Here is a 25,317-nt window from a genome sequence, read left to right on the forward strand (position 1 = left end):
GATGGCGGATCATGTAGACATCACACTGTGGATCGACCGGCGTTGGAAGGATGCCATTGAGAAGCATCTCAAAGGTGAAACCTTGCAGGAGCATCTGGAAGATGTGCTGGATACGCTGTGCAACCAGCTCCCGGAGCAAGAGTATGCACGTATCAGCTGTGCAATCCAGTCGGAAGCCGCCGCGCAGCGTGCAAAGAAAGAGGGTGCCCGCACCTACGCCGCCTACCATGTGACGGAGCGCGGGCAGGAGTGGTACTTCAAGACCTCGCTCGGCGAGGAACTGCTGGCGGTCGGGAAAAAGCTGCGCGGTTATCTTACAAAGGGCAATGGTGCTGCACCGGACAAATTTATCGGAATGTTTTTCGGCGGGCAACCCATCACAGCAAAAGAGTTTGACGCCCTGACCGCCCTTCGTATGGAGAACACCGGTAAGGTGCGCGGTGTGTTCGATCTCAACTTCGACAAGCGGGAGTTCTCCGCCGTTCACATCATGGACGGTTGGCAGACCTGGGCGATGCGGGATGTGTCAGCGGCGGTGTACCATGCCACCCGGTCGCAATTCGCGTCGAGCGATGATAAGTGGCGCAAGCTGCTGGATCATCTCAGCGGCAAAGAGATCACCTCGGCGGGACATCTCTCCGCGCGGAATTTTTCCTTCAGTGATGAGATTATGATGGAGGAGAACGGTAAGCTCAACTTCTATGTGGACGCAGATTTTGATGTGGACGCTGCCTTCGGAACCTTCGTCCTCACGGACAAAAACGATGACTGGCTCAACATCTATGCCAACTACGACATCGCGGAGGATAGACCCTGCGACACGCTGGAGCTGACGCTCTGCAAGGGTGACGGCTCCGAGGAGAGCTGGAGCTATCCGCTCAACGCAGCAGAGAAGGATGTCCTGCTGCGGAAGATGGATGCGTTTTGCATGGAACAGACCGGCATGAGCCTGCGCGAGTATGCCCAACAGCTTCACGAGGAGCAGGCACAGACTGCGGAGCTGCAGCTGTGATCGTAAAGGAAAAGAAAGCGGAGTTTCTCTTGGCTGGTTATCCTAACACCGGAACAGGAGCAGCGCGATTCACCGGTGCTGGGAATGTGAAATCGAATACGCTGCCCGGAGAGCCGTGCCAACTGGCGTGGCTCTCCCTTTTGCACCCGCGGCTTATCTAAAAGATGCGGAACACCGCGCAGGAGCAAACCATGTAATAACTGCGGTTTCCATTGGCTTTTCACAAAACCGGCCATGGATTTTTTGTTGCTTTTCGTGGATAGCTTTTCTCCCTGCGCCGTGCCATTGTGTTTGCACGGGCATTGCCCGAATCAAAAATCAGGAGGAAACAAGCATGACAATTGATAACGCAAAGGAACTGCAGATGAATATCGCAAAAGAGGGACTGGCATTGCTGGTGCTCCACCCCACCGCAGATGTGCAGCTCCACCGAGAGTGCATCTCCCACATTGGGACGGTGTGGGGCATCCCCGTAAGTGACACGCAGGAGGTCGCCTCACTGCTGGAGCGTGAACAGGCGGCCATCCTTGCCGCGGGAGAAAATGGCACGGTGACACATGTGCTGCCGGAGGAAGAACTGCCCATGAATGCCAGCGGCCTTGAAACGCTGGATAACATCTGGGATCTGTTTGAAACAACTCTGCGCACAGACAGTGCATACGCCAGGACGAGGCTGTTCGAGATGGCAAAGTGGCTGGAGGAGTATCAGAACCTGCTGGACTGGATCGAAAAGACGCCGGCGGAAAAGCAGGCTTGGATGGAGCCGGTCAGCTGACCACACCCCACAGGAGGAGCCGCCCACCGGAGGGCGGCTCCTCTGTTTCGCCAGCTATGCCCCCTGTGAGCCGCTGTGTGCGGCTTTGGGGGCGAGGGTGGCATCCCTGCACCCCGGACAGGCATCGGCGCTGTTTGCCCCCGCTTTCGCCCCTCCTATGGGGAACTGTGCTGGGAACCCACCTGTTCGATAAAAGCACAAGATAAACGCCCGCAGTCGGAAGCGACCGCGGGCTGTCCACAAAGCCCCGCAGTGCGGGGCTTTTTCACAGGTCACAAACCAATGTCGGTTTGAGGCTCTGTCAAGATGAACCGATGTCGGTCCGCAGGAGGAGTGCAGCGTTTGCAGGGCTTTCCGGCGTTTTTGACCGATGGCAGCGGAAGGAAGGAGGAAAAATGGAGGACAATAAGAAATGCACCACGATCTGGCTGCGGCCCAGCGTCATTCGCCGCATGGACGCATGGCTGGAGGAGGCGAACTGCAGGAGTCGCAGCGAATTCATTGAAAAGGCGGTCCGTTTTTACATGGGCTATCTGGGAACAGAGGACACCTCCGAGTATCTCTCGGACGCACTGGTGGCAACGCTGCGCGGGATCATCGCGGACAGCACCAACCGCACCAACGGCATTCTCTTCAAGTGCGCGGTAGAGCAGGGCATCATGGCGCACACCATCGCCGCCCACTTCCGGGATACGATGGAGGATCGCCGCGCCCTGCGCGGGTATGTGGTGGACGAGGTAAAGCGCACCAATGGTCAGATCAGGTTCGAGGATGCCCAGGATGTCCAACGGCAGCTGCCGGATGACACATGGCGAGATTGATATTTATCTCTCCATACATGAAGGGCGGCAGAGATGCCGCTCGGCTGGCCCATCGCACCCGCTACTTCGCCACCCGCGAAGGTGTGCAGCTTCTCAAGGATGACAATGCCCATCTTCCTGTTACAAAGAAACAGCAGCAGTACATCCGGCGTCTGCTCCGCAGCTTCCCGGAGGCAAGGGAGCTGCCGGAGCATGAGGACTATGCAAACACACCCAACCGGCAGACTGCCTTTGCGCTCATCGCGCAGATCCACGAGGACTTTATCGAGCCCATGGATGGCCGGGAAAACTATCTGGATTATGTCGCAAACCGTCCCGGCGTAAAAGCATTGGGCGAACATGGCCTGTGGGATGCCCATGGCAAGGTCCCGTCGCTGGAGAATGCCGTGGCAGAGGTGGCGCGGCACACGGGGAATGTGTGGACGCCGGTCATCTCCCTCTCCCGTGAGAACGCGGAGCGGCTGGGCTATACCGACCTTAAAAACTGGCAGGAGTTCATCAACGCATCTATCACGGACATCGCCAAGGGCTATAAGATCCACCCGGACCGCCTTCGCTGGTACGCAGCTATGCACGAAAAGGAGAAGCACATCCATGTTCACATGGTGCTCTTCTCAACCGATCCGAAGGAGGGCTACCTCTCCCGGCAGGGTATCCGCAGCATCAAGTCCGCGCTGGTCAGCACGATCTACCGGAACGACCGCCTGCACATCTATGAGCAGAAGGACGAACAGCGCGGCCTGCTCCGGCAGGAAGCGGAAGCACGGATGGCAACGCTCATCGGGCAGATGGCAACCGGTACTCTGCAAAGCGATAAGCTGGAGTTGTTGGTGACAGATCTCGCCCAGCGGCTTCGGGAAATCAGCGGCAAAAAGGTCTACGGTTATCTGCCGCCTCGTGTCAAACGCATCGTGGATGAGATCGTGGACGAACTGGCGAAGGACGAACGGGTGTCGTCCGCCTATGCTCTATGGCAGGATCTCCGAGAGCAGCTTTGCACTGACTATAATCAGACACCGCCGCAGCGTGTACCGCTGTCGCAGCAAAAGGAGTTCAAGACTGTGCGCAACATGGTCATCCGGGAAACGCTCCGCCTCTCGGAGATGCACTTCACCTTCGAGGATGATGCCATGCAGGATGAGCCGGAGCCGGAAGAACCGCCTGTTCCTCCAGATCCAAGTGCGGAGCGGATGATCCATCAGCGGGCTCGGTTTTACCGCAGAGCAAAAAGCGTATTAGATGCTGCGGACGCAGATCCCAGCGAGAAGTCAATGGGATTGGTCACACTCCACCGTCTGTGGGAGGAGGGCTATACCATCGCGGCACACCAGTTGGGAAAGGCATATCAGGACGGGCTTGGCATATCGATTGACCGAAAAGCGGCGGCAGAGTGGTTTCAAAAATCGGCGGAGGCCGGAAATACTTGCTCCGCATACGCGCTGGGCAAACTGCTGCTGGAGCAGGAGCAATTCCCGCAGGCCCTTCACTGGCTGCGGCAGGCAGCGGAGCAGAACGATCCATACGCGCAATACCGGCTCGGCAAGCTGCTGCTCACCGGCGCGGAAGGTGTGCCGAAGGATATAGATGCGGCCATTCAGCTTCTGAAGGGCTCTGCCACGCAAGGGAATTCGTTTGCCCAATACACGCTGGGAAAGCTCTATTTGCTGGGACAGGAGGTAAAAGCAGACCGCGAAGAAGCTCTGCGCTATTTCGCACAGGCAGCGGCACAGGGCAACACCTACGCTCAATATTTCATTGACCATCAGGAGGACTTCTCCGGTGCGGCGGCGGGAACCGCTATCCTTCGGATGCTCCATCAGATGAGCCGCATATTCCGCGAGAACGCCGCCCAGCCTGCCATCTATGCAGGAATGCAGATCGACAAGAAGCGTCGCCGCAGATTGCAGGAGAAGCGTATGGCGATGGGACACAAGGCGGATGACCATGAGGATCGCGGACTGACGCAACAGACACAATAAGGGAGGGACTATGTCAAAGTACATTCCGTTTACAACCGAGCAGAAAGAACGAGCCGCGTCGGTGGACTTGGAGGAGTTCCTCCGCCGCCGAGGAGAAAAGCTCATCACATCCGGCAGGGACAAACGCCTTGCCAGCGACCACAGCATCACCATCCGCGGCTGCGAGTGGTTCGATCACGCCACCGAGCAGGGCGGCAGAGCCATCAGCTTCGTCAAGCAGTTCTATGGACTCAGCTACCCGGACGCCATGTCTCTGCTCCTCGGCGATGATCTCGGCGGAAGCTACCCTGCGGCAAAGGAGAAGGTGCCAGCGCCTGCAAAGCCCTTCGTACTGCCGCCGCAGAGCGAGTCCATGCGCCGTGTGTATGCCTACCTGCTGCAAAAGCGTTGTATCGACCGCGAGATACTCAATTCCTTTGTGCGCAAGAGGCTCATCTACGAGAGCTGTGAAAGATCCAAGGACGGGACAAAGGAATACCACAACGCCGTGTTCGTCGGATTCGATGAACACGGCGTTCCCCGTCACGGGCATAAGCGTGGGCTGTATACCATGGGGCAAAGCTATCGCGGCAACATTGAGGGCAGCGACCCGCAGCACAGCTTTCACTATCTCGGCGGCGATGACACACTCTATGTCTTCGAGGCCCCTATCGACCTGCTCTCTTACATCTCCCTTTTCCCGGATGGGTGGCAGGAGCATAACTATGTGGCCTGCTGCGGGACATCCTCCATCCCCGTACTGGAGATGCTGCGGCAGCTCCCGCAGCTCCGGCAGGTGTACCTCTGCCTGGACAATGACGCTGCCGGTCATGCCGCCAGTGAGCGTATGGCTGCGCTTTTGGAAGAACACGATCTCAATGCAGTTCGACTCGTACCGCAGCAAAAGGACTGGAACGATGATCTCAAGGCAGAACAGGAAAACAACATGGAAAGGAGCGAGCTATGCCAAACCTTCTGCTGACAATGTGGGACACGATCAAAAGCTCCAACATCGGAATATTGGTCGCGGCAGGGCTGGGGATGTTCGCTGTCATCGGTGGACTCTCTATGCTGTCCTACCACTATACTCTCAGCGGCATCAAGTCCCGCACCGTGGGTGACGGGCAGCACGGCACGGCGCGTTGGGCAACCGATAAGGAGATCCGCCAGACCTATGCCCACGTGCCGTTCAAGGTCAGAGACTGGCGCAAGGGAGTAAGCCTTCCCGCAGAACAGGGGCTGGTGCTGGGCTGCAAGGGCAAGAAAGATGAACTGACTGCGCTGGTGGACAGCGACGACATCCATTGCCTGATGATCGCCGCCTCCGGCGCGGGCAAGACGGCATTCTTCCTCTATCCCAACCTTGAATATGCCTGCGCGTCTGGCATGAGCTTTCTGGCGCTGGATACCAAGGGTGATCTCGCCCGCAACTACGGCTCTATTGCCAAAAAGTATTACGGCTATAAGCATATCTCCGTTATAGACCTGCGTAATCCCACCCGCTCGGACGGCAACAACCTGCTGACGCTCATCAACCGCTATATGGACATCGCCAGAAAGCAACCGGATAACCTCGCTGCCCGCGCCAAAGCCGAAAAGTACGCCAAGATCCTTGCCAAGTCCATCGTCAGCCCGGAGGGAAACTCCGACCACGGGCAGAACGCCTTCTTCTACGATGCGGCGGAGGGCTTGCTGTCTTCCACGATCTTGCTGCTTGCAGAGTTTCTGCCACCGGATGAGGAGCACCCGGAGGAGCGGCGGCACATCGTGTCGGTATTCAAGCTGGTGCAGGATCTGCTGGAGCCGGCGCGTGGTGCGCGGGGACGCTCCCGTTTCCAACTGCTCATGGATAAGCTGCCGTCCGAGCACAAAGCGCGCTGGCTGGCAGGCGCCGCACTCAACAGCTCCGAGCAGGCGATGGCATCAGTCATGTCCACGGTGCTGTCCCGGCTCAACTCGTTCCTCGATAGTGAGCTGGAGCAAATTCTGTGCTTCGACAGTGCCATTGACGCTGAAATGTTCGCTGCGGAGAAATCCGCCATCTTTCTCATCCTGCCGGAGGAGGATCAGACGAAGAACTTCATGGCTGGCTTGATGATCCAGAATCTCTCCCGTGAGCTGTTCGCGGTAGCGGATGAGAACGGCGGCAAACTGAAAAATCGTGTTATTCTCTTTTGCGATGAGCTGGGTACCATGCCGCCCTTTGATATTTTGCCGCTTTTCAGTGCTGGACGCTCTCGCCGCCTGATGATGGTACCAATCATCCAGTCAGTGGATCAGCTTGTAAAAAACTACGGAAAAGAAGGCGCATCCATCCTGATGGACAACTGCCAGGATGTGATCTGCGGCGGCTTTGCTCCTAACAGTGAGGCGGCAGATGCCTTCTCCAAAGCCCTCGGCAGCCGCACGGTGCTCTCCGGCTCCGTGAGCCGCGGGAAAAACGATCCCAGCCAGAGCCTGCAGATGATGGAACGCCCCCTGCTGACGGCGGATGAGCTCAAGTCGATTCCAAAAGGCAGCTTTATCGTGCAGAAGACCGGATGCCACCCCATGCGCACCCGCCTGCGACTGTTCCTCGAATGGGGCATCACCTTCGAGGAGGAATACCGTGTGGAGGAACAGGTGGCTCGGAAGGTCTATTATGCCGATCGGGATGCGCTGACCCGCGCCATCGTGCGGAAGTACCCGCTCAAGCTGACGGAGCAGAAGACCAACCGCTCCGTTAAGGGTGAGGGGCAGCTCCACGACGCGCCCGTGCAGGAGATGGTGGTAGCGGAGGACATCGACTATGACCGTATGCCGCACAAGCGCACCCCGTATAATCTTCCCCGGCAGGAGGTGGATCGGTGAGCTACTTTGACAGCATTTATGCCGACACGCTCCTACCGCCCAGGGCTGTATCTGTCTATATGTATCTCAAGGATCGGTCCAACAGCGCGGGAAGCTGCTGGCCGGGGATCAAGACGATTGCAAGGGATATGAACCTCTCCCGCAGCACCGTCAAGCGGGCGCTGGCAGATTTGGAGCAGCACGGCTATCTTGCCAAGCTGCCCCGATACCGCCCCAACGGGAGCAACACCTCCAACCTCTATACGCTCAAATAAAGCAAAAGTGGTTGGTATCATAATGTGATACCAACCTCTTTACCCGAATAAAGAGAAAGACTGTATCGTTCCGCCAAGGGAGGATCACGTCTATTTGCTGGACCGAGGAGGGGTTCAATATGACCCCACCGGAACAGCCCACTCTATCGGAGATTAAGCCAGAGAAAGAACAAGCAGGGAGCAGAAGCTCATGTTTTTATGCTTGCGGGGGCGGGCAAATTCAGCACCACAATTGATTGAAACGAACACCCATCGGTCGGCTTCCGGGTGGGTGTTCCTTGTATAACACAGGCGCTGTGACGAATTTGTGACACTTTCCCTGCACTTTCGCGGGGGAAATCCAAGACGATCCCTGGTATGCTACGGACATGGTTGATACACAACCAAACAATAAAAAAGGAGAGTAAAATAGCATGAAAAAGAAAACTGTTTGGAGCTTTATGCTGGCACTGGCATTGATGGTATCTGCCATCGGCGCATCAACCGCAGCTTTGGCGGCTGCGCCTGACACGGCAGAGCCTGCAACTGCCATCGCAACCGAGAACGAGGACGCCATCTGGGAGCAGATCGAGGCGATTGAGGAAAAGAGCGACGCCATCTTCCAAAGAAACGCAGCGCTGTGGGAAAAGCTGGACGAAATCTGCAACGCCCTGCCCGACGACTACGACTTCACAAACTTTGACGAGGCGGCATTTATCCGCAGCACCAACGCTCTGACGGAAGCGGAGAAGGAAACGCTTCTGGCAGACATCAAGGAGCTGAATGAGCTGGACGCCCAAATGGAGGCACTGTACGCTCAGCTGCCCGACTGCGACAATATGCCGCTTTACGAGAAGGCGCTGGAAAAGGCCGACCCCAAGGTGCTGGATGAGATCGACACCCTGGAGCAGGAGTATGACCGCGTCTGCGAAAAGCACGCCGACCTGTGGGACAAGGTAGATGAAGCGTACTTTGATCTTCCGGACGACTACGACTTCGACAACTACGATGAGGCCGCCTTCATCCGCAGCCTGAGTTTCCTGACCGACGCGGAAAAGGACGCGCTGATCGCCGACTACAACCGTCTTACGGAGATCGACAGCCGGCTGTGCGAGCTGTACAATTCCATCTGGGGCAACACCGGCTGCGAAAGCGGCATCTGCCCCCTTTGACGGAAAGGCGGTTTTCTGATAGTATAAAATCAACATCCTGCCGATGCTGCGCCCACGCGCAGCATTTGGCGCTGCTTTCAAGGAGGACGCATGGGACATTCCATCTATTTGGCGGACGATGAAAAGAGCATCCGGGAGCTGCTCCATAGCTTCCTCGCAAGCGACGGATATACCGTGCGCTCCTTTGAAAGCGGTGACGCGCTGCTGGAGGCGTTTCGTCAGGAGCCTGCGGAGCTTGTAATACTGGACATTATGATGCCCGGCACGGACGGACTTGCCGTGTGCCGGGAGCTTCGCTCTGTTTCCGATATTCCCATCATCCTGCTTACGGCCAAGGACAGCGAGCTGGATTACGTCATGGGCATCAGTCAGGGCAGTGACGATTATCTCACCAAGCCCTTCCGCCCAACGATATTGCTGATGAAGGTGAAGGCGCTGCTGCGCCGTGTGGAGATGGACAGGGGGAAAACGGCGGCGGCAGAGGATGAGCTGCATTACGGGGATATCCGCTATTCCGCTACGGAAAACACCGTCTTTTGCGGAAGTACGATCGTGGCGCTGACCCAGACCGAGCTGCGGCTGCTCAGCTATATGATGAAGCAGCCGGAAAAGGCCTATTCCCGCGAGGAGCTGCTCAGCGCGGTGTGGGGCTTCGACTCGGAGGTGGAGACCCGCGTGACCGACGAAACCCTGCGCCGTATCCGAAAAAAGCTGACGCAAGCGGGCAGCACCGTCAGCGTAAGCACCATCTGGGGCTTTGGTTATAAGCTGAAGGGGGCAGAGCGCACGTGAAAAACATCAAGCTGCGGATCGTGTACCTGATCCTTTGCTCGGCTCTGCTGCTCTTTGCACTGTTCATGCTGGCGGTGAACCTCATTATACCTGCACACTTTGTGCGTGAGGCAAAAAAGGCGCTCATCAGCGAGGCACAGTATCAAAACCGCACCATCCCCTATACCGACGATGGATCCTTTTTTGACGATGGATGGAATGACACGGAGGAACACTTCCTTACGCCCAGCATCGTATTTTTAGAGCTGGATAATGCCAATAAATCAAGTGATTGGAACAGGGATGCATATCGGCTGGAGAAAAAACTGCTGGAATACTACAAGGGGCGGGATATATCGCTCAACCAATGCTATACCTTCAAAACGGACAGGCATCACCTGATATTCATGTCCGTGCAGGAGGAGCAGGACGATTGGGAAAAGCCATACGCCTATATCATGTACATAGACATTGGGCCCATCACCCGATATATCGTGACGCTGAACTGGGCGTTCTTTGCGGTGCTGCTGGCGATCTCCTCCGTCATGTGCCTGCTGGGGTTCCGGTTTGGCCGTGATATTGAGAAGGAAGCGGAGCGGCAGCAGACCTTCTTCCAGAATGCCTCACACGAGCTGAAAACGCCGCTGATGGCGATACAGGGCTATGCGGAGGGCATACAGGCGGGCGTCATGGACACGGGCAGCGCGGCGGAGGTGCTCCTGGAGGAAAGCGACCGCATGACGGAGCTGGTGGAAGAGCTCCTGGACATCTCGAAAATCGATATGGGGCGGCAGCAGCTTGCCCTTTCCGAGATGGATGTTCGGGAGCTGCTTTACGACGGCATACGCGCCGTGGAGCCGGCAGCCGCCGGCGGCATCGCAATCGTGCCGGATTTCCCCGAGGAGCCCGTTATGGTCAGCTGCGACGATACCCGGCTGCGCAGAGCGGTCACCAATATCCTATCCAACGGCGTGCGCTATGCCCGCAGCCAGCTGCGCCTGACCTGCCGCGCGGACAAGCGGCATGTGACAATACGGATACAGGACGACGGGGACGGCATCGCCGAGGAAGATCTTCCCCACATCTTCGACCGCTTTTACATGGGCAAAAGCGGAAAATCCGGCATCGGCCTTGCCCTGACCCGGGAGATCATCCACCTGCACAAGGGAACCATCCGCGCCCGCAACGGGGACACCGGCGCCGTTTTCGAGATCTCCATTCCGGTGAGCAGATAAGAAGATCACCGCGCCTCCTTTGAGCGTCCCTCTTGCAAAAAGGACGGGCCTGGAAAGAATCTTTGCTGGTGCCGGGCGGAGAGTTTCCCGTGATTTCCTCTTGTGCCCACATTGTCAGAATGGAGTACATCTATGGACTGCAAAGCAAAAAAATATCTGCATATTTATGACTGGAACTACTGGTGGGGCTATTACCGCTGCGGCAAGGACTGGGAACCTTTCCATGCGGCGGAGTTTTCTCTTTCCGAGGACGAGGCGGGAAAGGCTCCCTTTTTCCACTTTGATTTCCATAACCTCCCTGCCCTTCACCAGACCATTCTGGACGGTGAGTTTGTGGAGCCGGATAACCCGGATCATCCGCACTTTCTGGAGCAGGCAAGGCGGCTCAGAAGCGGTGAACAGGACTGGTTCGTCGGGGCGCTGTACTATCCGCTTTTTTCACCGGAGATGCATTTCTGCAACGCCTCCGTCCGGAGCGGCGTCCCGCTGACACAGCTGCTTTCCCCGTCTGTACCGCCCTATTACGGGGTGATCTTTCTCCGGGAGGAGCGCCCCCTCACTCCGGAGGTGCTGACGCATTGGGCGGAGACACTGTCCCAACCCCTGTTCGGCCAGCCGTTTTCCTGTACGCTTGCACAAGTCCCCAGCAGGCAGGAGGCCATGGAGCAGTTTGAGAATGAGATGCGGCTGACGCGATGAAATGTACGGTATCGTTTACCGCTGATTTCCCGTTGAAAAGCAACTGAGAGAGGCGTCTCTTGTGGAATTAAGACTCACGGAGCAGGAGGCTCTGACGCTGTATCGAATCATTCTGCGGTGGGATGAATTAGGCAGCTTGACCACAGAGGATAACGAGGAATGTCAGCTGCTATGGGATCTATCCTGTACGATGGAAAAAGAACTGGAGCCGGTGAAGGATGCCGTGAGACGCAGACTGCTTTGACCGCGTAAGCGCCCATCGGTTCGAAGCCTTTGATGTGACGCTGTTTTCTTTGACGCTGACGGCTCTTGAACTGTCGGAAAGACGCCGGTATCGCGGGATGATATTGACAAAGGGGGAAATGATGCTATAATATCTGCGAATAATTCGCATATTGGAGGGCAGCTGATGTCAATCTACAACACAAAACAGCGAAGAGCCCTGCTTGCTTTTTTAGGGGAACACCCGGACGAGCTGCTGACTGCACGCCAGATGGCGGACGCGCTGGCAGAGAAACAAATCAGCCTCAGCGCCGTGTATCGAAACCTTGCACAGTTGGAGGCGGAAGAAAAGGTGCGCCGCAGCGCAAAAAGTGGGTCGCACGAAGCGTTTTATCAGTATCTTGACGCCAAGGGCTGCAAGGGCGCGCTGCACATGAGCTGTGTGAAGTGCGGCAAAACCTTTCACATGGCCGACAGCAACGCCGCCCTGTTTGCAAAGCACTTGGCGCAGAGCGAGCAATTCACGCTGGACGCAGCCGACACGATCCTCTATGGGATCTGCTCGGACTGCAAGGGAAAATAACGAACAGAAGGGAGGACAGACCATGACAAAGAAGCTTTGCTTTATGACGCGCCTGCTGGCGGCCGTGCTGGCCGTTGTCATGCTGTCCTCCGCTATCTATATTGCGGTCGAAGCCGACCATGACTGCTCCGGCGAGGACTGCGCCATCTGCCATCAGATCGGCGTCTGCGAGAATCTGCTGAAATCTCTGGGGCTTGCCGGTGCTGCCGCAGCGATCACTGCTGCGTTTACATATACCATGTGCAAGGCGATCCTACCCTGCACAGAGATGATCGGCACACTGACACTCGTTTCTCTCAAGGTAAAGCTTTCAAATTAAAATAGGACTTTTACAAGGGCGAAGTCTATCCGTTTTCGGATAGGCTCTTGCGGCTTTGCCGCTGCCCTTGTATTTTTGCGCCTATTTTTCAAAAATTCGGAGATTTTATCTGTATGATGAAGAAAATTTTTACCATCTTTCTTGCGCTGACCATGGCGGTCAGTCTGTTCGCCGGCTGCGGCAAAAAGAACGCCGCGGAGAACGGTGAAACCGATTCCGATAAATTAAAGATCGTCACCACCATCTTCCCCGAATACGACTGGGTCAAGGAAATTCTCGGCGACAAGGCCGAGAACACCGACCTAACCATGCTGCTGGACAACGGCGTTGACCTGCACAGCTACCAGCCCACGGCGGATGACATCGTCAAGATTTCCGACTGCGACCTCTTCGTCCATGTGGGCGGTGAGTCTGACGGCTGGGTGGAGAGCGTCCTGAAAAATGCTGCCAACAAGAATGTGAAGGTCATCAACCTGCTGGAGATGCTGGGCGATTCCGTGAAAACAGAAGAGACCGTTGAGGGTATGCAGGAAACGGAACATGCCCACGACCACAGCAAGGAAGTTTCCACCTTTGAAGACGACGAGGTTCAGGACAGAAGCCTGTCCGACTGGGCGGGCGACTGGCAGTCTGCCTATCCCTTTGCGCTGGACGGAACGCTGGATGACGCGTTTGCCGCGATGGCAGAGGAAGGCGAGATGACAGCCGACGAGTACAAGACCTACTATCAGAACGGCTACAAAACGGACATTACCAACATTGATATCGAGGGCGACCATATTGAGTTCACCTATGAGGACGGCAAAAAGGTCGGCTCTGACTATCAGTATGTCGGCTATTACATTCAGAACTGGTCTACCGGTACCAAGGCGGCCATGTATCGCTTTGAAGCAGTAGATAGAACCTCCGGTGCGCCGGTCTATATCGAGTTCAACGACCACATGATCGAGCCGGCCGCCGCCGAACACTTCCACATCCGGATGAGCAATGAGAGCTTTGACGCCATCGTTGATCCGGAAAACTCCTGGCCGACCTTCTTCCCCGCTGATATGACCGGTGAGGAGATCTGCGAGCACATGGAGGGGCATGACCACGAGCATGAGGAGGAAGCTGACGAACATGTCTGGCTGTCTTTGAAGAACGCCGAAACGTTGGTAGGTGCGATCTCCGACGCCCTGCAGGAGCTTGATCCCGATAACAAGGATACCTACGCCGCCAACGCCTCCGCCTATATCGAAAAGCTTTCCGCGCTGGACGGCGCGTATCAGTCCGCCGTGGACGGCGCGGCGCGCAAGACCGTTCTGTTTGGCGACCGCTTCCCCTTCCGCTATCTGGCGGACGATTACGGTCTGAGCTACTACGCCGCCTTTTCGGGCTGCTCCGCCGAGAGCGAAGCCAGCTTTGAGACAGTGTCCTTCCTCGCAAAAAAAGTGGACGAACTGAAGATGCCCTGCGTGCTGACCATTGAGGGCAAGAACCACAAGCTCGCGGAAACCATTGTGCAGAGCACCGCCGGGAAGAACCAGAAGGTGCTGACCATGGATTCCATGCAGTCCACCACCTCTGAGGATGTGGCAAACGGCACAACTTACCTCTCTGCCATGGAGCAGAACCTTTCCGTGCTGAAAGAGGCACTGGGTTAAGGGGGGTAGGATGATGGCTCAGCTCACTTGTCAAAAGCTCTGCGTCGGCTACGATGGAAAGCCCGTTCTGCAAAACCTTGATTTTGAGGTTTTTGCAGGCGACTATCTCTGCATCGTAGGAGAAAACGGCTCCGGCAAGAGTACCCTTATGAAAACGATCCTCGGCTTGCAGATGCCCATCGGCGGCAGAATTTTGACGGGCGACGGGCTGAGGAAAAATGAGATCGGCTATCTGCCGCAGCAGACTGTTGTCCAAAAGGACTTCCCGGCATCCGTGAGAGAGATCGTTCTCTCTGGGTGTCAGGGGCGCTGCGGCAGCCGCCCCTTCTACAACAGAGAAGAGAAGGAACTGGCGGCGGACGCCATGGAAAAGATGCAGATCACACCCCTTGCCAAACGCTGCTACCGGACACTCTCCGGCGGTCAGCAGCAGCGGGTGCTGCTCGCCCGCGCCCTGTGCGCCACGCAAAAAATGCTGCTTCTGGATGAACCTGTTTCCGGCCTTGACCCCAAGGTGACGGCGGAAATGTATGCACTTATTCAAAAGCTCAATTACGAGGATGGCATTACCGTTGTGATGATCTCCCACGACCTGAACGCGGCGCTGCAATATGCAAGCCACATCCTGCACATCGGGGACACGGTGTTTTTCGGCACCAAGGCGGCCTACCTGAACGAGTTCCCCCAGGCATGGCAGAAGGGAGGCACGGCACAATGACGGCGATCTTTGAAAAACTCGCGTTCTACTGGACCTATCCCTTTGTGCGCTACGCGCTCATTGTCGGTGTGTTGATCGCGCTGTGCTCGTCGCTTCTGGGCGTGACGCTGGTGCTGAAGCGGTTTTCCTTCATCGGCGACGGCCTTTCCCACGTGGCGTTCGGCGCGATGGCTATCGCCGCTGTGCTGGGGCTGACGGACGATATGCCCCTGACGCTGGGCGTCACGGTGGTCTGTGCCGTGCTGCTCCTGCGCACGGGACAAAATACGAAGATCAAGGGCGACGCCGCCATCGCCATGATCTCGGTGGGGGCGCTGGCCATCGGGTATCTTCTGATGAATCTGTTTTCCACCTCGTCCAACCTCTCCGGCGACGTGTGCAGCACACTGTTCGGCTCCACCTCCATCCTGACGCTGTCAAAAAGCGAGGTCTGGCTGTGTGCGGGACTGTCCGTGGTGGTCGTGGCAGTGTTCCTGCTGTTTTACAACAAAATCTTTGCTGTGACCTTTGACGAGGACTTTGCCAAGGCGGTGGGCACAAAGGCTGACCTGTACAACCTGCTGATCGCCGTCATCGTTGCCGTGGTCATTGTGCTGGCGATGAATCTGGTCGGCTCCCTGCTGATCTCCGCGCTGGTGATTTTCCCGGCGCTGTCCGCCATGCGCCTTTTTCAGAATTTCCGGTCCGTGACGGTCTGCTCGGCCGTACTGTCAGTAAGCTGCGCGGCGCTGGGGATTCTGATCTCCATTCTCGCAGGGACGCCGGTGGGTTCTACCATCGTGGCGGTGGATATTCTGGCATTTTTGATCTGTTCGGCCCTTGGCCGCGCAAGGGGAGGGGAAACGGGATGAAACGGCTTTTTTGCCTGCTGCTGGCTGCCTGCGTGATGCTTTCCCTCTGCGCCTGCGAGAAAGGCCGCGAAAAGGACGCAGGAAATGACGCATCTTCTTCCAATGAAGAATTGTCTGCATCGACTGAGATTATTCCAACGCCGAATGAACAGGAAACGCCGGGGAAATCTAAGCCGTCACAGCCCTCTGCCGGCAAAGTGGATGTGGATCTGACGGTGCTCAGCAGCACCATGGTCTACTCCGAGGTCTACAATATGCTCTACAATGACCCGGCGCATTATCTCGGCAAGACCGTCAAGGCGAGAGGAGAATTTTCCATCTATCAGCTCGTGACAGACGGCGTTTTACAGCCTGACCCGGTGTCCTACGCCTGCATCATTTCAGACGCCGCCGCCTGCTGTGCCGAGGGCATGGAGTTTGTGCTGGAAGGCGATTACACCTACCCAGACGATTATCCAGAGCTGGGGACGGAGATCACCGTCATCGGTGAATTTCAGTCCTATGAAGAAAACGGGATGACATGGTACCATCTGGTGAACGCAAGGCTGGCGTGATACCGTGATAGCGCTGCATACATAGTAAGCGTGACGATTTCAGGGAGAAAGGTATTCCGGTGCTGCCTGACTGCAATTTATAAGAGCCGGACAAAGGACGTCATTTATCCCGCTGCAGAAAAATTCTCATGAGGAAAGCAGTGTGTTGAATTTGAGATGACCCCTTAAAGAATAGGCAGACTTAACATAAACTTTATTCCTGTTATGATAACATAATCTATAAATACCCTGCTCTGGACGGAACACTTCTGCAAGGAACCAGACAGGCTGCAAAAACAGAAATGATCAACGATAGAGAATATGAATGACTTTTGAAATTCACAGTGATATCACAAATCAATCTATGACCGTAGCTGCCCGCGCGATGCGCAGGGTGCTGCGGCGAAAGAGAAGCATTATTTGGGCCATCTTCGGCTGGACCGTCTTTTTCATCAACGCTCTGCTGCTGATTCCATTCGATGGAGAGCCTTTTGCGCTTGATGTCAGAACGGTGACTTCCCTGCTGGTAGAGGTGATGCTGCTGTCCGTTCTGCTGTTTCAGGATCGATTCAATGGCATGATCGCCCGCAAAAACGCGCTGGCGGGCACAAAGGAATATCATGTCGCATTCGGTGAGGATTCCTATACCGTCGTTACGGCGGCCACTACCTCCACGTTCCGCTATGAGCTGATCGACGCACTGGCTGAGTCGCAGGACTACATCATCTTTCTGATGAAAAAACGCTATGCGCAGCCTCTGGACAAGCACACTCTTACCGGCGGGACGGTGGAGGAATTCAAACGATTTCTTGAGGAGAGGACCGGAAAGTCGTTCCGGCGTGTGAAATGAACGAATTTTCTATTACGCCCTTTCGCGGGCCGCATTTGCTTCTGCTTTTGCTTACGGCAACGGCGGTACTGCTCATATTCTTGCTGCTGCGCGGAAAACCGGAAGCACGGCGCTCCCGGTATCTGATCGGCGTTTGCTTTTTTAATCTCGCGCTGTTTGCCGGCTACAAGCTCTCGCTGTCCATGGACGCAGCGTATATCCGTGCGTACTATCCCAATGGCTTCAGCATTTTCAATGAGCTGCCGCTGCACCTGTGCAACATCAATCTGTTTCTGATTCCGCTGGGCGTGTGGAAGAGAAACCGCTCGATCATGGGCTTTTCCTTCTTTGTGGCGCCCCTTGGCGCACTGATGGCGCTGCTCTTCCCGGAGCCTCTATTCTCCGGCTTTTCGCTGTTAATGCCGCGAATTTTCGGCTACTATGTGACCCACGCAATCCTTGTTGTTTGCGGCCTGAGTCTGGCGACGCTGGGCTTTTACCGCCCCGACCCCAGGGATATCCCGAGGATCCTCAAGACCTTTGGTTTGCTTGCCGTAGGCGCGCACCTTATCAATCTCCTGTTACGCCTCACGCTCTGCCCGGAGGCGAACTACTTCTTCACCTACGGCGCGGAGATCGGTGTGCTCAAGCTGTTTTGGCGTATCATCCCGGCACCGCTGCTTTACGGGCTACCGGCACCGCTGATTCTTGCAGGCTATATGTACGCGGTCTGTGCGTTGTCCCGCCTGACGCAAAGGGCGGAAGAAGTGTCTTTTTCATAGATTGGATAAGTCCCACAGCGCAAAAACAGGAGGATACGACATTGCTGGATAGAAATTTAAGAGGAATCGACATCGCTCTGTGCTTATTGACTCTCTTGCTGTCCCTGTCCGGGTGCGGTTCATTGAAGGATGACACGCTTCTGATCGCCAACGCAGTGATCACGGAAATCGATACAGAAAAGCAGACCATAACGGTAAAGGACGATGTCGATGAAAGTACTTTAGGCGAAGAATGTCTGCTCGACTGTTCGTCCGTTCCTATGGCCTATTGCGACTTTGCCACGCAGAAGGTTACAAAGATTTCTTTTGAGGATTTACAGGTCAATGATAAGGTTATTATGTGTATCAGGAGCTCGGAAATGGAGAGCTTCCGAAGCGGCGGCAACGAGGAGAATACGCTCAAGGTCGAACAATTGCAGCTGTATACACAAAGACCTGCCGAATGAGCCTCGGCTTTCCAACGCTGCATCGAGGCTTCGAGATCGAGCCAGAGAGCATGAAGTGGGTCAGCCAGCACACCAACGCTAACATGGTCGAAACGGACTTCTTCGAGACCTGCAGCACCTCTTATGCCAATAGCATGGTACTGTGGATAATCTTGTGAGGATACGCATATGAGCAATCAAAATAAACAGCTGTATATCGTAATCAGCCAGACCGGAACACTTCTGTCCCGGATCCTTAAACAAATTACCGGCGCAGAATATAACCACGCCTCCATCAGCCTGTCCAGAGATTTAGAGAGGATGTACTCTTTTGGCCGCAGGAATCCCTATAATCCGTTTTGGGGCGGCTTTGTGATAGAGTCGCCCCGTACCGGTACCTTCAAGCGTTTTTCCGAAACCAAGGTGTTGGTTCTGAGCGTGAGTGTCACAGAAGAACAACACGCAGAACTCAAAGAAATGCTCGATGTGATGTGGAAGCGGAGGAGGAAATACGGCTACAACTATATTGGCTTATGTCTGGCATACTTCCATATTGTCTGGAAGCAGGAGGGCTGCTATTATTGCTCAGAGTTTGTCGGAGAGCTTCTCAGAAAAAGTCGGGTTGACGGCACGGAACAGTTACGTTCCTCTATCATACAGCCGATGCAGTTCCTTAGAATGCCGCACACACTGCTCTACTGCGGAAAACTACGCGAATATGTGAGCAACACCTGTTCCAAGGGCATATGTGAAGATGCAACGAACCGCGCAGTTCATAGGCGACTGCCATAACAGCAGATAAGGGAGCGCGTGGTCGAATATCTGCAAAGGTGTGGTTTTGATCCGCCGACGTGGCTTCTGCTTTTTGCCGTCATAATGGATATTCGTCCTGGATATGTTGACCACAGGGGTTGTGTTCCTCATACACAAGCCCTGTGGTCATTGAATATCTTTGGAGGCTTGGGGACGGTCATTTCAACCGTGTGTACCTGCTTCCTTGATCGGCGACCATGGAGATGGATCAGATTTCTGTGGAAATACCTGGTCAGATAAGAAGAGCTGCCGCGGCTTTGGCGCTGCTTACTGTGCCCCGGTTCCTTTTTCCATGCTGAATCTATTACGAAGCTAAAAAACAGCGGCACAGAGAGTTTGCTCTGTGCCGCTGTATGCTTTATACATTGTGTAAAAACCTTACACGCTATCTGCTCTTTTGCCCTGCCTAAGTGAGCGGCAGACGACATACCCTGCCGGAGCGATCATGATCAGAATGAAAATGCTGATCAGTTCATTCACTTCGGATGGCGCAAAGCCCTGCAGCATAGTAATGAGGTTGTTTGCGAAATGCACGAGGATGGGAAACAGCAGGTTCTTTTTCTTCTCGTAAAGTATTCCTGCGGCAATACCCATGAAGGTAGCATAGGCAGCCTGCACGATATTCAGGTGATAAGCACCGAAGAGTACAGATGATATTAGAATCGCGGCCCAAGCGGGGGTGAATTTCCGCATGGAGCGAAGCACAATGCCGCGGAACAGAATTTCTTCTACAACAGGTGCAGCAATCACCGCAATCATAAATGTTCCAAATGCATTTCCGCCGGCAATATTTTCAGCACCGGCGTTCATTGCCTCAACGCTTTTTTGCAGCGAGGGAAGCTGTTCTGCCAGCATGATCCAAAGACCGGAGATCCCGCAAATGCCAAATCCCACGACCAGACTGCCGAGCACATCTTTGAAATTTGTCGCTGTGCGCGGTTCGCTTATATCTTTCCTCCAAAGCAGTTTATAGAGCGTGAAGAATACGAGGATAAGAACAGCGTAGATCAAAATCTCGCCCCAATATGAGTGTTTCATAAATTGCTGCGGGGGGATATGAAAAACATCCAAAACGAGCCTTTCCACAAGAAAATATAATAGATTGGACAGCAAAAAATGCAGCGCGATTGCAAGAATGGGAATAGCGAAATATCTTTTTTTCATCATACGGTCAATTTTTTCTCCTGTCTGTATTTTTGAGGGGACTGCAGCAGTATAACAGATTTAACTTAAAGTCTTCGTTAAGGGGGAAAGTTGTAATCTTTCGGAAGCGGCATTGCAAAAGGACACTGTTCATCTTCCTTGCCGAATCATTTGAGTTTTGACCTTTCTCTAAAGGATGTTTTCCTCATAGCTGGTGACATACTGAATTTGGCATTAGGCTCCTTGAGTTCTGCAAAGCTTTTGGAGTTCAAATAGAAAATACCCACAGCCAAAGCGGCTGTGGGTATGATCAAATCAGATTGTACGAGCTGACGCTACCTTGTCAATCTCTGAAGGTTCGTAGTTGCGCTCTCCTTCTGTAAAAGCCCAATATTCTGCCCGGTGTATCCGCACTTTCCAATACGCCCAAAGGGGGCTTGAAGGGGAGATTCTTAACGCGCAGAAGGAGGAAGACCGCCCGTCTCTGGCGCCTTGAGAAGAAAGTGGCTTTTGTGAAAGTCGAGCAGGCCCTCATCCCGCATTTTTCCAAGCTCCAGCGACAGTCCGCTGCGCTCCACACCGAGGTAATCCGCAAGCTGCTGGCGGGAGAACGGAATGTCGAACTCGTAGCCGCCCCGGCGCTGCGCCTCGGCGGAAAAATAGGACATCAGCTTTGCCCGCGTTGTGCGCTGGCCCATGTGAGTGAGTTTTTCGTTGAGCCGCAGGTTTTTCTCCGCCAACTCGCCCAGCAGGTTGCGGATGATCCGGCTGTGGTGGGAGCAGGCGGAGGGGCACACGCTCAAAACGCGCCTTACGCGCAGAAACATCACCGTCACCGCGCTCTCCGCCTCCACGCTCACGTTGAGCACCGCCCCCGGCGCGCAGGCAAACACCTCCGCAAAGGTCTGCCCCGGCCCGGCCTTGGAGAGAATGTTGCGGTTTCCCCAGATATCCTCCTGCACGATGAGGACGCTGCCCGCCAGCACAAGGCCCACCTCCTCCACCGCGTCTCCGGCGCGGAGCAGGCGGGAGCCTTTGGGAAAGGTGTCGATCCTTGCCCCAAGGCAGGAGAGCATGGCGGCAAGCTCATCGTCGGAAATGCCGGAGAAAAGCGCCGCCGTATGGAGCACCGGAAAAAATTCTTTCATAAAAAGTCCTCTTTCGTTGAAAATTCAACCGACTTGTTGCTTTTAGTATAGTACAATGAACGCACAAAAGCAACAGGAGGACTGAACATGAAACGACGGATCATTGAAATCGATCAGGATAAATGCAACGGCTGCGGCGCCTGCGCCGCCGCCTGTCACGAGGGCGCCATCGCCATGGTGGACGGCAAGGCGCAGCTGATGCGGGACGATTACTGCGACGGGCTGGGGGACTGCCTGCCCACCTGCCCCACCGGGGCCATCACCTTTGTGGAGCGGGAGGCCGCCGCCTACGACGAAAAAGCCGTCATGGAGAACAAGCAGCGGAAAATGCGGAAAGAGGGCATGACCCTGTCCTGCGGCTGCCCCGGCAGCCAGTCCCGGGATATTCAGCGTCAGGACGCGCCCGCCGTGGAAACGCCGCAAGCCCAGCAGACGAGCTGCCTTTCCCAGTGGCCGGTGCAGATCAAGTTAGTGCCGGTGAACGCCCCGTATTTTGACGGCGCGCGGCTCCTCATCGCCGCCGACTGCACCGCCTACGCCTACGCCGCCTTCCACGAGCGGTTCATCAAGGGGCACATCACCCTGGTGGGCTGCCCCAAGCTGGACAGCGTGGACTATTCCGAAAAGCTGACGGAGATCATCCGGGAGAACGATATCAGGAGCGTCACCGTCGTGCGCATGGAGGTGCCCTGCTGCGGCGGGCTGGAACTGGCGGCGAAAAAAGCGCTCCAGCAGAGCGGGAAATTCATTCCGTGGCAGGTGGTCACCGTCACGGTGGACGGCCGGCTGAAAGAGGAATAACAAAATCATTAGAAAAAGAAAGGAAGACGCACGATGAAGTATGTATGCACCGTTTGCGGCTGGGAGTACGACGAGAGCACGGGGTATCCCGAGGGCGGCATCGCGCCGGGAACGCCCTGGAGCGAGGTACCGGAGGACTTTGAATGCCCCCTGTGCCACGTGGGAAAGGACAGCTTCGAGGAGGCGTGAGCTTTCTGCAAGAGAGGCAAAGACTATGAGTTATGAAAACTGGAAGGACAAAATCGGCACATTCGAAGTGATGGATGTGCGGGGCAAAAAGATGGACTTCTTCCCCGCATTGAAGGCAAAGGCCGCCGCGCTGAAAAACGGCGAAGGACTGCATATCATCCAGACCTTCGAGCCTGTCCCTCTGTACCCGGTGTTGGCTCTTATGGGCTTTGAGCGTCACACGGAGAAGGTGAGCGGCAGCGAATACCACGTCTGGTTTTATCGAGTGAGGAAAGGAGAATAACCGTATGAGCTACGAAAACTGGAAGGACAAAGCGCAGGGGTTTCAGACCATGGATGTGCGCCATATACAGGGAAGCTTTTTTGAAGGGCTGAGGAAACGAGCCGAGGTGTTGGAGGTGGGCGAAGGATTACACATCATCCAGACCTTTGAGCCGCATCCACTGTACGCTGTCATGGAGGGTTTGGGCTACGAGCACCACACCGAGCAGCGGGGTGAGGCGGAGTTCCATGTCTGGTTCTGCCGTGTGGAGAATAAGGAAGGCGACAGCTCCGCTCCCTTCAAGCCGCTGGCTCTTTTGAACTATCCCATGATCGATGAAAAGCTGGGGCAGATCGCCGTGGATTTTTGGGAGACCACATGGCAAAGTGAGAAGCGCGTACTGCCCTACGAAACGCGGCTGCTGCTGTCCCTCACCAACGCTGTCGGTGCGGGCCGGATGCGGCAGGCGGCGCGGGAGCTGGTAAAGGCATATATCCACGGTGTGGAGAGCGCCGCGTTGGACGACGTGTTCGAGCTGCTGGCATGGAATCAGGGCATCGGTTTTTTCAGCAGCGAGATCGGCCCCTCTGCGCTGTTTCAGGCGTACAAGCTCATTAAAAACGGTGAGAAGCAGGGCAAGTCCCGGGAGGATATCTGCAACGCGCTGCGCGAGAAATTTGGGGAGAAGAACCCGGAGATGCAGGTTCTGAACTAAAAAGCAGAAGGAGACGAACGACAATGGATAACAGGATGTTTTGTTTTCAGTGCGAGCAGACGGCAGGCTGCGCTGGTTGTACTGGAAAAGCCGGCGTCTGCGGCAAAACCACTGAGGTGGCGGAGCTTCAAGATCAACTGACTGGCGCTCTGGTTGGACTGTCCCGTGCGGTAGATAATGCCCCGGATACGAATGAGGGGACTTGGCGGCTGATGATCGAGGGCTTGTTCACCACTGTCACCAATGTGAACTTTAACGAAAAGACTATCCGGGATTTGATTGACCGGGTACATGCGGAAAAGGCACGGCTGGTGCCCAACTGCTATAGCTGCACCTCTCGCTGTGGGCGGAACGACGACTATGACATGCACCTGCTTTGGAGCGCACAGGAGGATGTGCGCAGTCTAAAATCCCTGATCCTTTTCGGTGTGCGTGGCATGGCGGCATATGCACATCACGCCATGGTACTGGGCTATGCCGATGAGGAGGTAAACCGCTTCTTCGGAAAAGCACTTTTTGCCGTAGGCGAGGACTGGGGCATGGACGAGCTGCTGCCCATCGTGATGGAGGTCGGCGAAAAGAACCTCCAGTGCATGGCGCTGCTGGACAAGGCCAACACCGAGAGCTATGGCACACCCACGCCCGTGACCGTTCCGCTGACGGTGGAGAAGGGGCCGTTCATCGTCATCACCGGCCATGATCTCCACGACCTGAAGCTGCTGCTGGAGCAGACGGCGGGCAAGGGCGTGAATATCTACACGCACGGCGAAATGCTGCCAGCCCACGGCTATCCGGAGCTGAAGAAATACCCACACCTCAAGGGCAACTTCGGCACGGCGTGGCAGAACCAGCAGAAGGAGTTTGCCGACATCCCCGCGCCGGTGCTGTTCACCACAAACTGCCTGATGCCTCCACGGGCGAGCTACGCCGACCGTGTGTTCACCACGGCGGTGGTATCCTATCCCGAAATCACCCACATCGGTGAGGACAAGGATTTCACCCCTGTCATCGAAAAGGCACTGGCGCTGGGTGGCTACAACGAGGACAAGCCATTCACCGGCATCAACGGCGGCGGCACGGTCATGACCGGCTTTGGCCACGGCGCGGTGCTGAGCGTGGCGGAGCAGGTGATTGGTGCGGTAAAAAGCGGCGCCGTCCGACACTTTTTCCTGGTGGGCGGCTGTGACGGAGCCCGTCCCGGACGGAACTACTATACTGAGTTTGTCAAGCAGACGCCTGCCGACACTGTGGTGCTGACGCTGGCCTGCGGCAAATTCCGCTTCAACGACCTGGAGCTTGGGACCATCGGCGGGCTGCCGCGGCTGATGGATGTAGGACAGTGCAACGATGCCTACGGGGCTGTCAAAATCGCGCTGGCCTTGGCGGAGGCGTTCGGCTGTGGGGTCAACGACCTGCCTCTGTCTCTGGTGCTTTCGTGGTATGAGCAGAAGGCGGTGTGTATCCTGCTGACGCTGCTGCATCTGGGCATCAAGAATATTCGCCTTGGCCCCACCCTGCCGGCGTTCCTCTCGCCGAATGTACTGAACTATCTCGTGGAAAACTTTCATATTGCCCCGGTCACCACGCCGGAGGAGGATCTGAAGGTGCTGCTGAAGCGCTGACAAACCATAATGCGGCTGCGGAGAGGAACATCTCCGCAGCCGCCCTTTATTGAAAGCACTCATGAGCGTTTGCTTTTTGGTTCTTTGCTTCGATACTCCTATACGCCGCCGACTCCAGATAATACTTCTCATGTCAGAACACCCGGAGAAGTGAAGAAAACTGCTTGCTTCAACAACCCAGCATCTGTATCTT

At 55.7% G+C, this 25,317-nt stretch carries 29 protein-coding genes; 27 read left to right on the forward strand and 2 right to left on the reverse strand.

From position 1 onward, the window contains the following. The first annotated feature begins 1 nt into the window (after position 1). From OCV80_RS04345 to OCV80_RS04455, 22 genes are all read left to right on the forward strand, one after another. On the forward strand, positions 2-1,012 hold the full coding sequence (locus OCV80_RS04345) for a hypothetical protein (protein ID WP_110440160.1): 1,011 nt from the start codon (positions 2-4) through the stop codon (positions 1,010-1,012). A 334-nt stretch (positions 1,013-1,346) separates the two neighbouring features. After that, entirely contained in the window at positions 1,347-1,787 is a 441-nt protein-coding gene (locus tag OCV80_RS04350; protein WP_110440161.1) for a hypothetical protein, read from the forward strand. A 395-nt stretch (positions 1,788-2,182) separates the two neighbouring features. Then, complete coding sequence (locus OCV80_RS04355; protein WP_110440162.1) at positions 2,183-2,608, forward strand: hypothetical protein; 426 nt, start codon at positions 2,183-2,185, stop codon at positions 2,606-2,608. Then, the gene (mobP3, locus tag OCV80_RS04360; RefSeq protein WP_110440163.1) at positions 2,596-4,587 is read left to right on the forward strand and encodes a MobP3 family relaxase; all 1,992 of its coding nucleotides are present in this window, start codon (positions 2,596-2,598) and stop codon (positions 4,585-4,587) included. Before OCV80_RS04355 ends, mobP3 begins: the two co-directional genes overlap by 13 nt. 10 nt (positions 4,588-4,597) lie before the next feature. Beyond that, positions 4,598-5,548 (forward strand): DUF3991 and toprim domain-containing protein, encoded by a 951-nt coding sequence (locus OCV80_RS04365; protein WP_256264195.1) that lies wholly within the window; start codon positions 4,598-4,600, stop codon positions 5,546-5,548. Between the two features lie 2 nt (positions 5,549-5,550). After that, positions 5,551-7,416: a type IV secretory system conjugative DNA transfer family protein gene (locus tag OCV80_RS04370; RefSeq protein ID WP_110440165.1), complete on the forward strand. Its 1,866-nt coding sequence runs from the start codon at positions 5,551-5,553 to the stop codon at positions 7,414-7,416. After that, positions 7,413-7,670, forward strand: coding sequence for a helix-turn-helix domain-containing protein (locus OCV80_RS04375; RefSeq protein ID WP_055245649.1), 258 nt, complete (start codon positions 7,413-7,415; stop codon positions 7,668-7,670). The genes OCV80_RS04370 and OCV80_RS04375 overlap by 4 nt, the downstream gene beginning before the upstream one ends. 413 nt (positions 7,671-8,083) lie before the next feature. Then, positions 8,084-8,821 carry a hypothetical protein gene (locus OCV80_RS04380; protein WP_256264196.1) on the forward strand — a complete coding sequence of 246 codons (738 nt, stop codon included), beginning with the start codon at positions 8,084-8,086 and terminating at the stop codon, positions 8,819-8,821. A gap of 90 nt (positions 8,822-8,911) precedes the next feature. Then, positions 8,912-9,613, forward strand: a complete 702-nt coding sequence (locus OCV80_RS04385) for a response regulator transcription factor (RefSeq protein WP_256264197.1) — start codon at positions 8,912-8,914, stop codon at positions 9,611-9,613. Continuing rightward, a complete protein-coding gene (locus OCV80_RS04390; RefSeq protein ID WP_267288236.1) occupies positions 9,610-10,827 on the forward strand; it encodes a sensor histidine kinase in 1,218 nt (405 codons plus the stop codon). Before OCV80_RS04385 ends, OCV80_RS04390 begins: the two co-directional genes overlap by 4 nt. Positions 10,828-10,959: 132 nt before the next feature. Continuing rightward, positions 10,960-11,526, forward strand: coding sequence for a hypothetical protein (locus OCV80_RS04395; protein ID WP_256264199.1), 567 nt, complete (start codon positions 10,960-10,962; stop codon positions 11,524-11,526). A gap of 61 nt (positions 11,527-11,587) precedes the next feature. Continuing rightward, positions 11,588-11,770 carry a hypothetical protein gene (locus OCV80_RS04400; RefSeq protein WP_055245644.1) on the forward strand — a complete coding sequence of 61 codons (183 nt, stop codon included), beginning with the start codon at positions 11,588-11,590 and terminating at the stop codon, positions 11,768-11,770. Between the two features lie 165 nt (positions 11,771-11,935). Then, positions 11,936-12,331: a Fur family transcriptional regulator gene (locus OCV80_RS04405; RefSeq protein ID WP_253098894.1), complete on the forward strand. Its 396-nt coding sequence runs from the start codon at positions 11,936-11,938 to the stop codon at positions 12,329-12,331. Between the two features lie 22 nt (positions 12,332-12,353). Further along, positions 12,354-12,650 (forward strand): hypothetical protein, encoded by a 297-nt coding sequence (locus tag OCV80_RS04410; protein WP_055245642.1) that lies wholly within the window; start codon positions 12,354-12,356, stop codon positions 12,648-12,650. 113 nt (positions 12,651-12,763) lie between these two features. Continuing rightward, positions 12,764-14,293, forward strand: a complete 1,530-nt coding sequence (locus OCV80_RS04415; RefSeq protein WP_317258890.1) for a metal ABC transporter solute-binding protein, Zn/Mn family — start codon at positions 12,764-12,766, stop codon at positions 14,291-14,293. A gap of 10 nt (positions 14,294-14,303) precedes the next feature. Next, positions 14,304-15,011, forward strand: coding sequence for a metal ABC transporter ATP-binding protein (locus OCV80_RS04420; protein ID WP_449588113.1), 708 nt, complete (start codon positions 14,304-14,306; stop codon positions 15,009-15,011). Further along, a complete protein-coding gene (locus OCV80_RS04425; protein ID WP_172678067.1) occupies positions 15,008-15,862 on the forward strand; it encodes a metal ABC transporter permease in 855 nt (284 codons plus the stop codon). The genes OCV80_RS04420 and OCV80_RS04425 overlap by 4 nt, the downstream gene beginning before the upstream one ends. Continuing rightward, positions 15,859-16,416, forward strand: a complete 558-nt coding sequence (locus OCV80_RS04430; RefSeq protein ID WP_055245639.1) for a hypothetical protein — start codon at positions 15,859-15,861, stop codon at positions 16,414-16,416. Before OCV80_RS04425 ends, OCV80_RS04430 begins: the two co-directional genes overlap by 4 nt. A gap of 304 nt (positions 16,417-16,720) precedes the next feature. After that, on the forward strand, positions 16,721-17,245 hold the full coding sequence (locus tag OCV80_RS04435; RefSeq protein WP_110440226.1) for a YcxB family protein: 525 nt from the start codon (positions 16,721-16,723) through the stop codon (positions 17,243-17,245). Beyond that, complete coding sequence (locus OCV80_RS04440) at positions 17,242-18,006, forward strand: YwaF family protein (protein WP_055245637.1); 765 nt, start codon at positions 17,242-17,244, stop codon at positions 18,004-18,006. The genes OCV80_RS04435 and OCV80_RS04440 overlap by 4 nt, the downstream gene beginning before the upstream one ends. 41 nt (positions 18,007-18,047) lie before the next feature. Beyond that, complete coding sequence (locus OCV80_RS04445) at positions 18,048-18,452, forward strand: hypothetical protein (protein ID WP_242857777.1); 405 nt, start codon at positions 18,048-18,050, stop codon at positions 18,450-18,452. Between the two features lie 168 nt (positions 18,453-18,620). Next, positions 18,621-19,223: a hypothetical protein gene (locus OCV80_RS04455; protein WP_055245636.1), complete on the forward strand. Its 603-nt coding sequence runs from the start codon at positions 18,621-18,623 to the stop codon at positions 19,221-19,223. 399 nt (positions 19,224-19,622) lie between these two features. Here OCV80_RS04455 and OCV80_RS04460 read toward each other — a convergent pair whose 3' ends face one another. Together OCV80_RS04460 and OCV80_RS04465 are read right to left on the reverse strand one after the other, a co-directional pair. After that, positions 19,623-20,411, reverse strand: coding sequence for a CPBP family intramembrane glutamic endopeptidase (locus tag OCV80_RS04460; RefSeq protein ID WP_110440229.1), 789 nt, complete (start codon positions 20,409-20,411; stop codon positions 19,623-19,625). Positions 20,412-20,839: 428 nt separating this feature from the next. Then, positions 20,840-21,535, reverse strand: a complete 696-nt coding sequence (locus tag OCV80_RS04465) for a Crp/Fnr family transcriptional regulator (protein ID WP_256151930.1) — start codon at positions 21,533-21,535, stop codon at positions 20,840-20,842. Between the two features lie 87 nt (positions 21,536-21,622). Between OCV80_RS04465 and OCV80_RS04470 the strand changes: the two genes are divergently transcribed. Genes OCV80_RS04470 through hcp form a run of 5 tightly spaced genes read left to right on the forward strand, consistent with a single transcriptional unit; the run spans position 21,623 to position 25,124 of the window. Continuing rightward, positions 21,623-22,336: an ATP-binding protein gene (locus tag OCV80_RS04470; RefSeq protein WP_256151931.1), complete on the forward strand. Its 714-nt coding sequence runs from the start codon at positions 21,623-21,625 to the stop codon at positions 22,334-22,336. 33 nt (positions 22,337-22,369) lie between these two features. Beyond that, positions 22,370-22,525 (forward strand): rubredoxin, encoded by a 156-nt coding sequence (locus OCV80_RS04475; protein WP_256151932.1) that lies wholly within the window; start codon positions 22,370-22,372, stop codon positions 22,523-22,525. Between the two features lie 25 nt (positions 22,526-22,550). Then, positions 22,551-22,808 carry a DUF2249 domain-containing protein gene (locus tag OCV80_RS04480; RefSeq protein ID WP_134107492.1) on the forward strand — a complete coding sequence of 86 codons (258 nt, stop codon included), beginning with the start codon at positions 22,551-22,553 and terminating at the stop codon, positions 22,806-22,808. A 4-nt stretch (positions 22,809-22,812) separates the two neighbouring features. Beyond that, the gene (locus tag OCV80_RS04485; protein WP_267288237.1) at positions 22,813-23,502 is read left to right on the forward strand and encodes a DUF2249 domain-containing protein; all 690 of its coding nucleotides are present in this window, start codon (positions 22,813-22,815) and stop codon (positions 23,500-23,502) included. Between the two features lie 23 nt (positions 23,503-23,525). Further along, positions 23,526-25,124, forward strand: a complete 1,599-nt coding sequence (gene hcp, locus OCV80_RS04490) for a hydroxylamine reductase (RefSeq protein WP_172678065.1) — start codon at positions 23,526-23,528, stop codon at positions 25,122-25,124. The last annotated feature ends 193 nt before the right edge of the window (positions 25,125-25,317 follow it).

Source organism: Oscillibacter acetigenes, assembly GCF_025567605.1.
Lineage (GTDB): Bacteria > Bacillota > Clostridia > Oscillospirales > Oscillospiraceae > Oscillibacter > Oscillibacter welbionis.

What these genes read in the sequence shown, in the direction of transcription:
- OCV80_RS04345 (WP_110440160.1), top strand. Translation starts at nt 2, where the DNA reads ATGGCGGATCATGTAGACATCACACTGTGGATCGACCGGCGTTGGAAG.
- OCV80_RS04350 (WP_110440161.1), top strand. Translation starts at nt 1,347, where the DNA reads ATGACAATTGATAACGCAAAGGAACTGCAGATGAATATCGCAAAAGAG.
- OCV80_RS04355 (WP_110440162.1), top strand. Translation starts at nt 2,183, where the DNA reads ATGGAGGACAATAAGAAATGCACCACGATCTGGCTGCGGCCCAGCGTC.
- mobP3 (WP_110440163.1), top strand. Translation starts at nt 2,596, where the DNA reads ATGGCGAGATTGATATTTATCTCTCCATACATGAAGGGCGGCAGAGAT.
- OCV80_RS04365 (WP_256264195.1), top strand. Translation starts at nt 4,598, where the DNA reads ATGTCAAAGTACATTCCGTTTACAACCGAGCAGAAAGAACGAGCCGCG.
- OCV80_RS04370 (WP_110440165.1), top strand. Translation starts at nt 5,551, where the DNA reads ATGTGGGACACGATCAAAAGCTCCAACATCGGAATATTGGTCGCGGCA.
- OCV80_RS04380 (WP_256264196.1), top strand. Translation starts at nt 8,084, where the DNA reads ATGAAAAAGAAAACTGTTTGGAGCTTTATGCTGGCACTGGCATTGATG.
- OCV80_RS04385 (WP_256264197.1), top strand. Translation starts at nt 8,912, where the DNA reads ATGGGACATTCCATCTATTTGGCGGACGATGAAAAGAGCATCCGGGAG.
- OCV80_RS04395 (WP_256264199.1), top strand. Translation starts at nt 10,960, where the DNA reads ATGGACTGCAAAGCAAAAAAATATCTGCATATTTATGACTGGAACTAC.
- OCV80_RS04405 (WP_253098894.1), top strand. Translation starts at nt 11,936, where the DNA reads ATGTCAATCTACAACACAAAACAGCGAAGAGCCCTGCTTGCTTTTTTA.
- OCV80_RS04410 (WP_055245642.1), top strand. Translation starts at nt 12,354, where the DNA reads ATGACAAAGAAGCTTTGCTTTATGACGCGCCTGCTGGCGGCCGTGCTG.
- OCV80_RS04415 (WP_317258890.1), top strand. Translation starts at nt 12,764, where the DNA reads ATGATGAAGAAAATTTTTACCATCTTTCTTGCGCTGACCATGGCGGTC.
- OCV80_RS04420 (WP_449588113.1), top strand. Translation starts at nt 14,304, where the DNA reads ATGATGGCTCAGCTCACTTGTCAAAAGCTCTGCGTCGGCTACGATGGA.
- OCV80_RS04425 (WP_172678067.1), top strand. Translation starts at nt 15,008, where the DNA reads ATGACGGCGATCTTTGAAAAACTCGCGTTCTACTGGACCTATCCCTTT.
- OCV80_RS04430 (WP_055245639.1), top strand. Translation starts at nt 15,859, where the DNA reads ATGAAACGGCTTTTTTGCCTGCTGCTGGCTGCCTGCGTGATGCTTTCC.
- OCV80_RS04435 (WP_110440226.1), top strand. Translation starts at nt 16,721, where the DNA reads ATGACTTTTGAAATTCACAGTGATATCACAAATCAATCTATGACCGTA.
- OCV80_RS04440 (WP_055245637.1), top strand. Translation starts at nt 17,242, where the DNA reads ATGAACGAATTTTCTATTACGCCCTTTCGCGGGCCGCATTTGCTTCTG.
- OCV80_RS04455 (WP_055245636.1), top strand. Translation starts at nt 18,621, where the DNA reads ATGAGCAATCAAAATAAACAGCTGTATATCGTAATCAGCCAGACCGGA.
- OCV80_RS04460 (WP_110440229.1), bottom strand. Translation starts at nt 20,411, where the DNA reads ATGATGAAAAAAAGATATTTCGCTATTCCCATTCTTGCAATCGCGCTG.
- OCV80_RS04465 (WP_256151930.1), bottom strand. Translation starts at nt 21,535, where the DNA reads ATGAAAGAATTTTTTCCGGTGCTCCATACGGCGGCGCTTTTCTCCGGC.
- OCV80_RS04470 (WP_256151931.1), top strand. Translation starts at nt 21,623, where the DNA reads ATGAAACGACGGATCATTGAAATCGATCAGGATAAATGCAACGGCTGC.
- OCV80_RS04475 (WP_256151932.1), top strand. Translation starts at nt 22,370, where the DNA reads ATGAAGTATGTATGCACCGTTTGCGGCTGGGAGTACGACGAGAGCACG.
- OCV80_RS04480 (WP_134107492.1), top strand. Translation starts at nt 22,551, where the DNA reads ATGAGTTATGAAAACTGGAAGGACAAAATCGGCACATTCGAAGTGATG.
- OCV80_RS04485 (WP_267288237.1), top strand. Translation starts at nt 22,813, where the DNA reads ATGAGCTACGAAAACTGGAAGGACAAAGCGCAGGGGTTTCAGACCATG.
- hcp (WP_172678065.1), top strand. Translation starts at nt 23,526, where the DNA reads ATGGATAACAGGATGTTTTGTTTTCAGTGCGAGCAGACGGCAGGCTGC.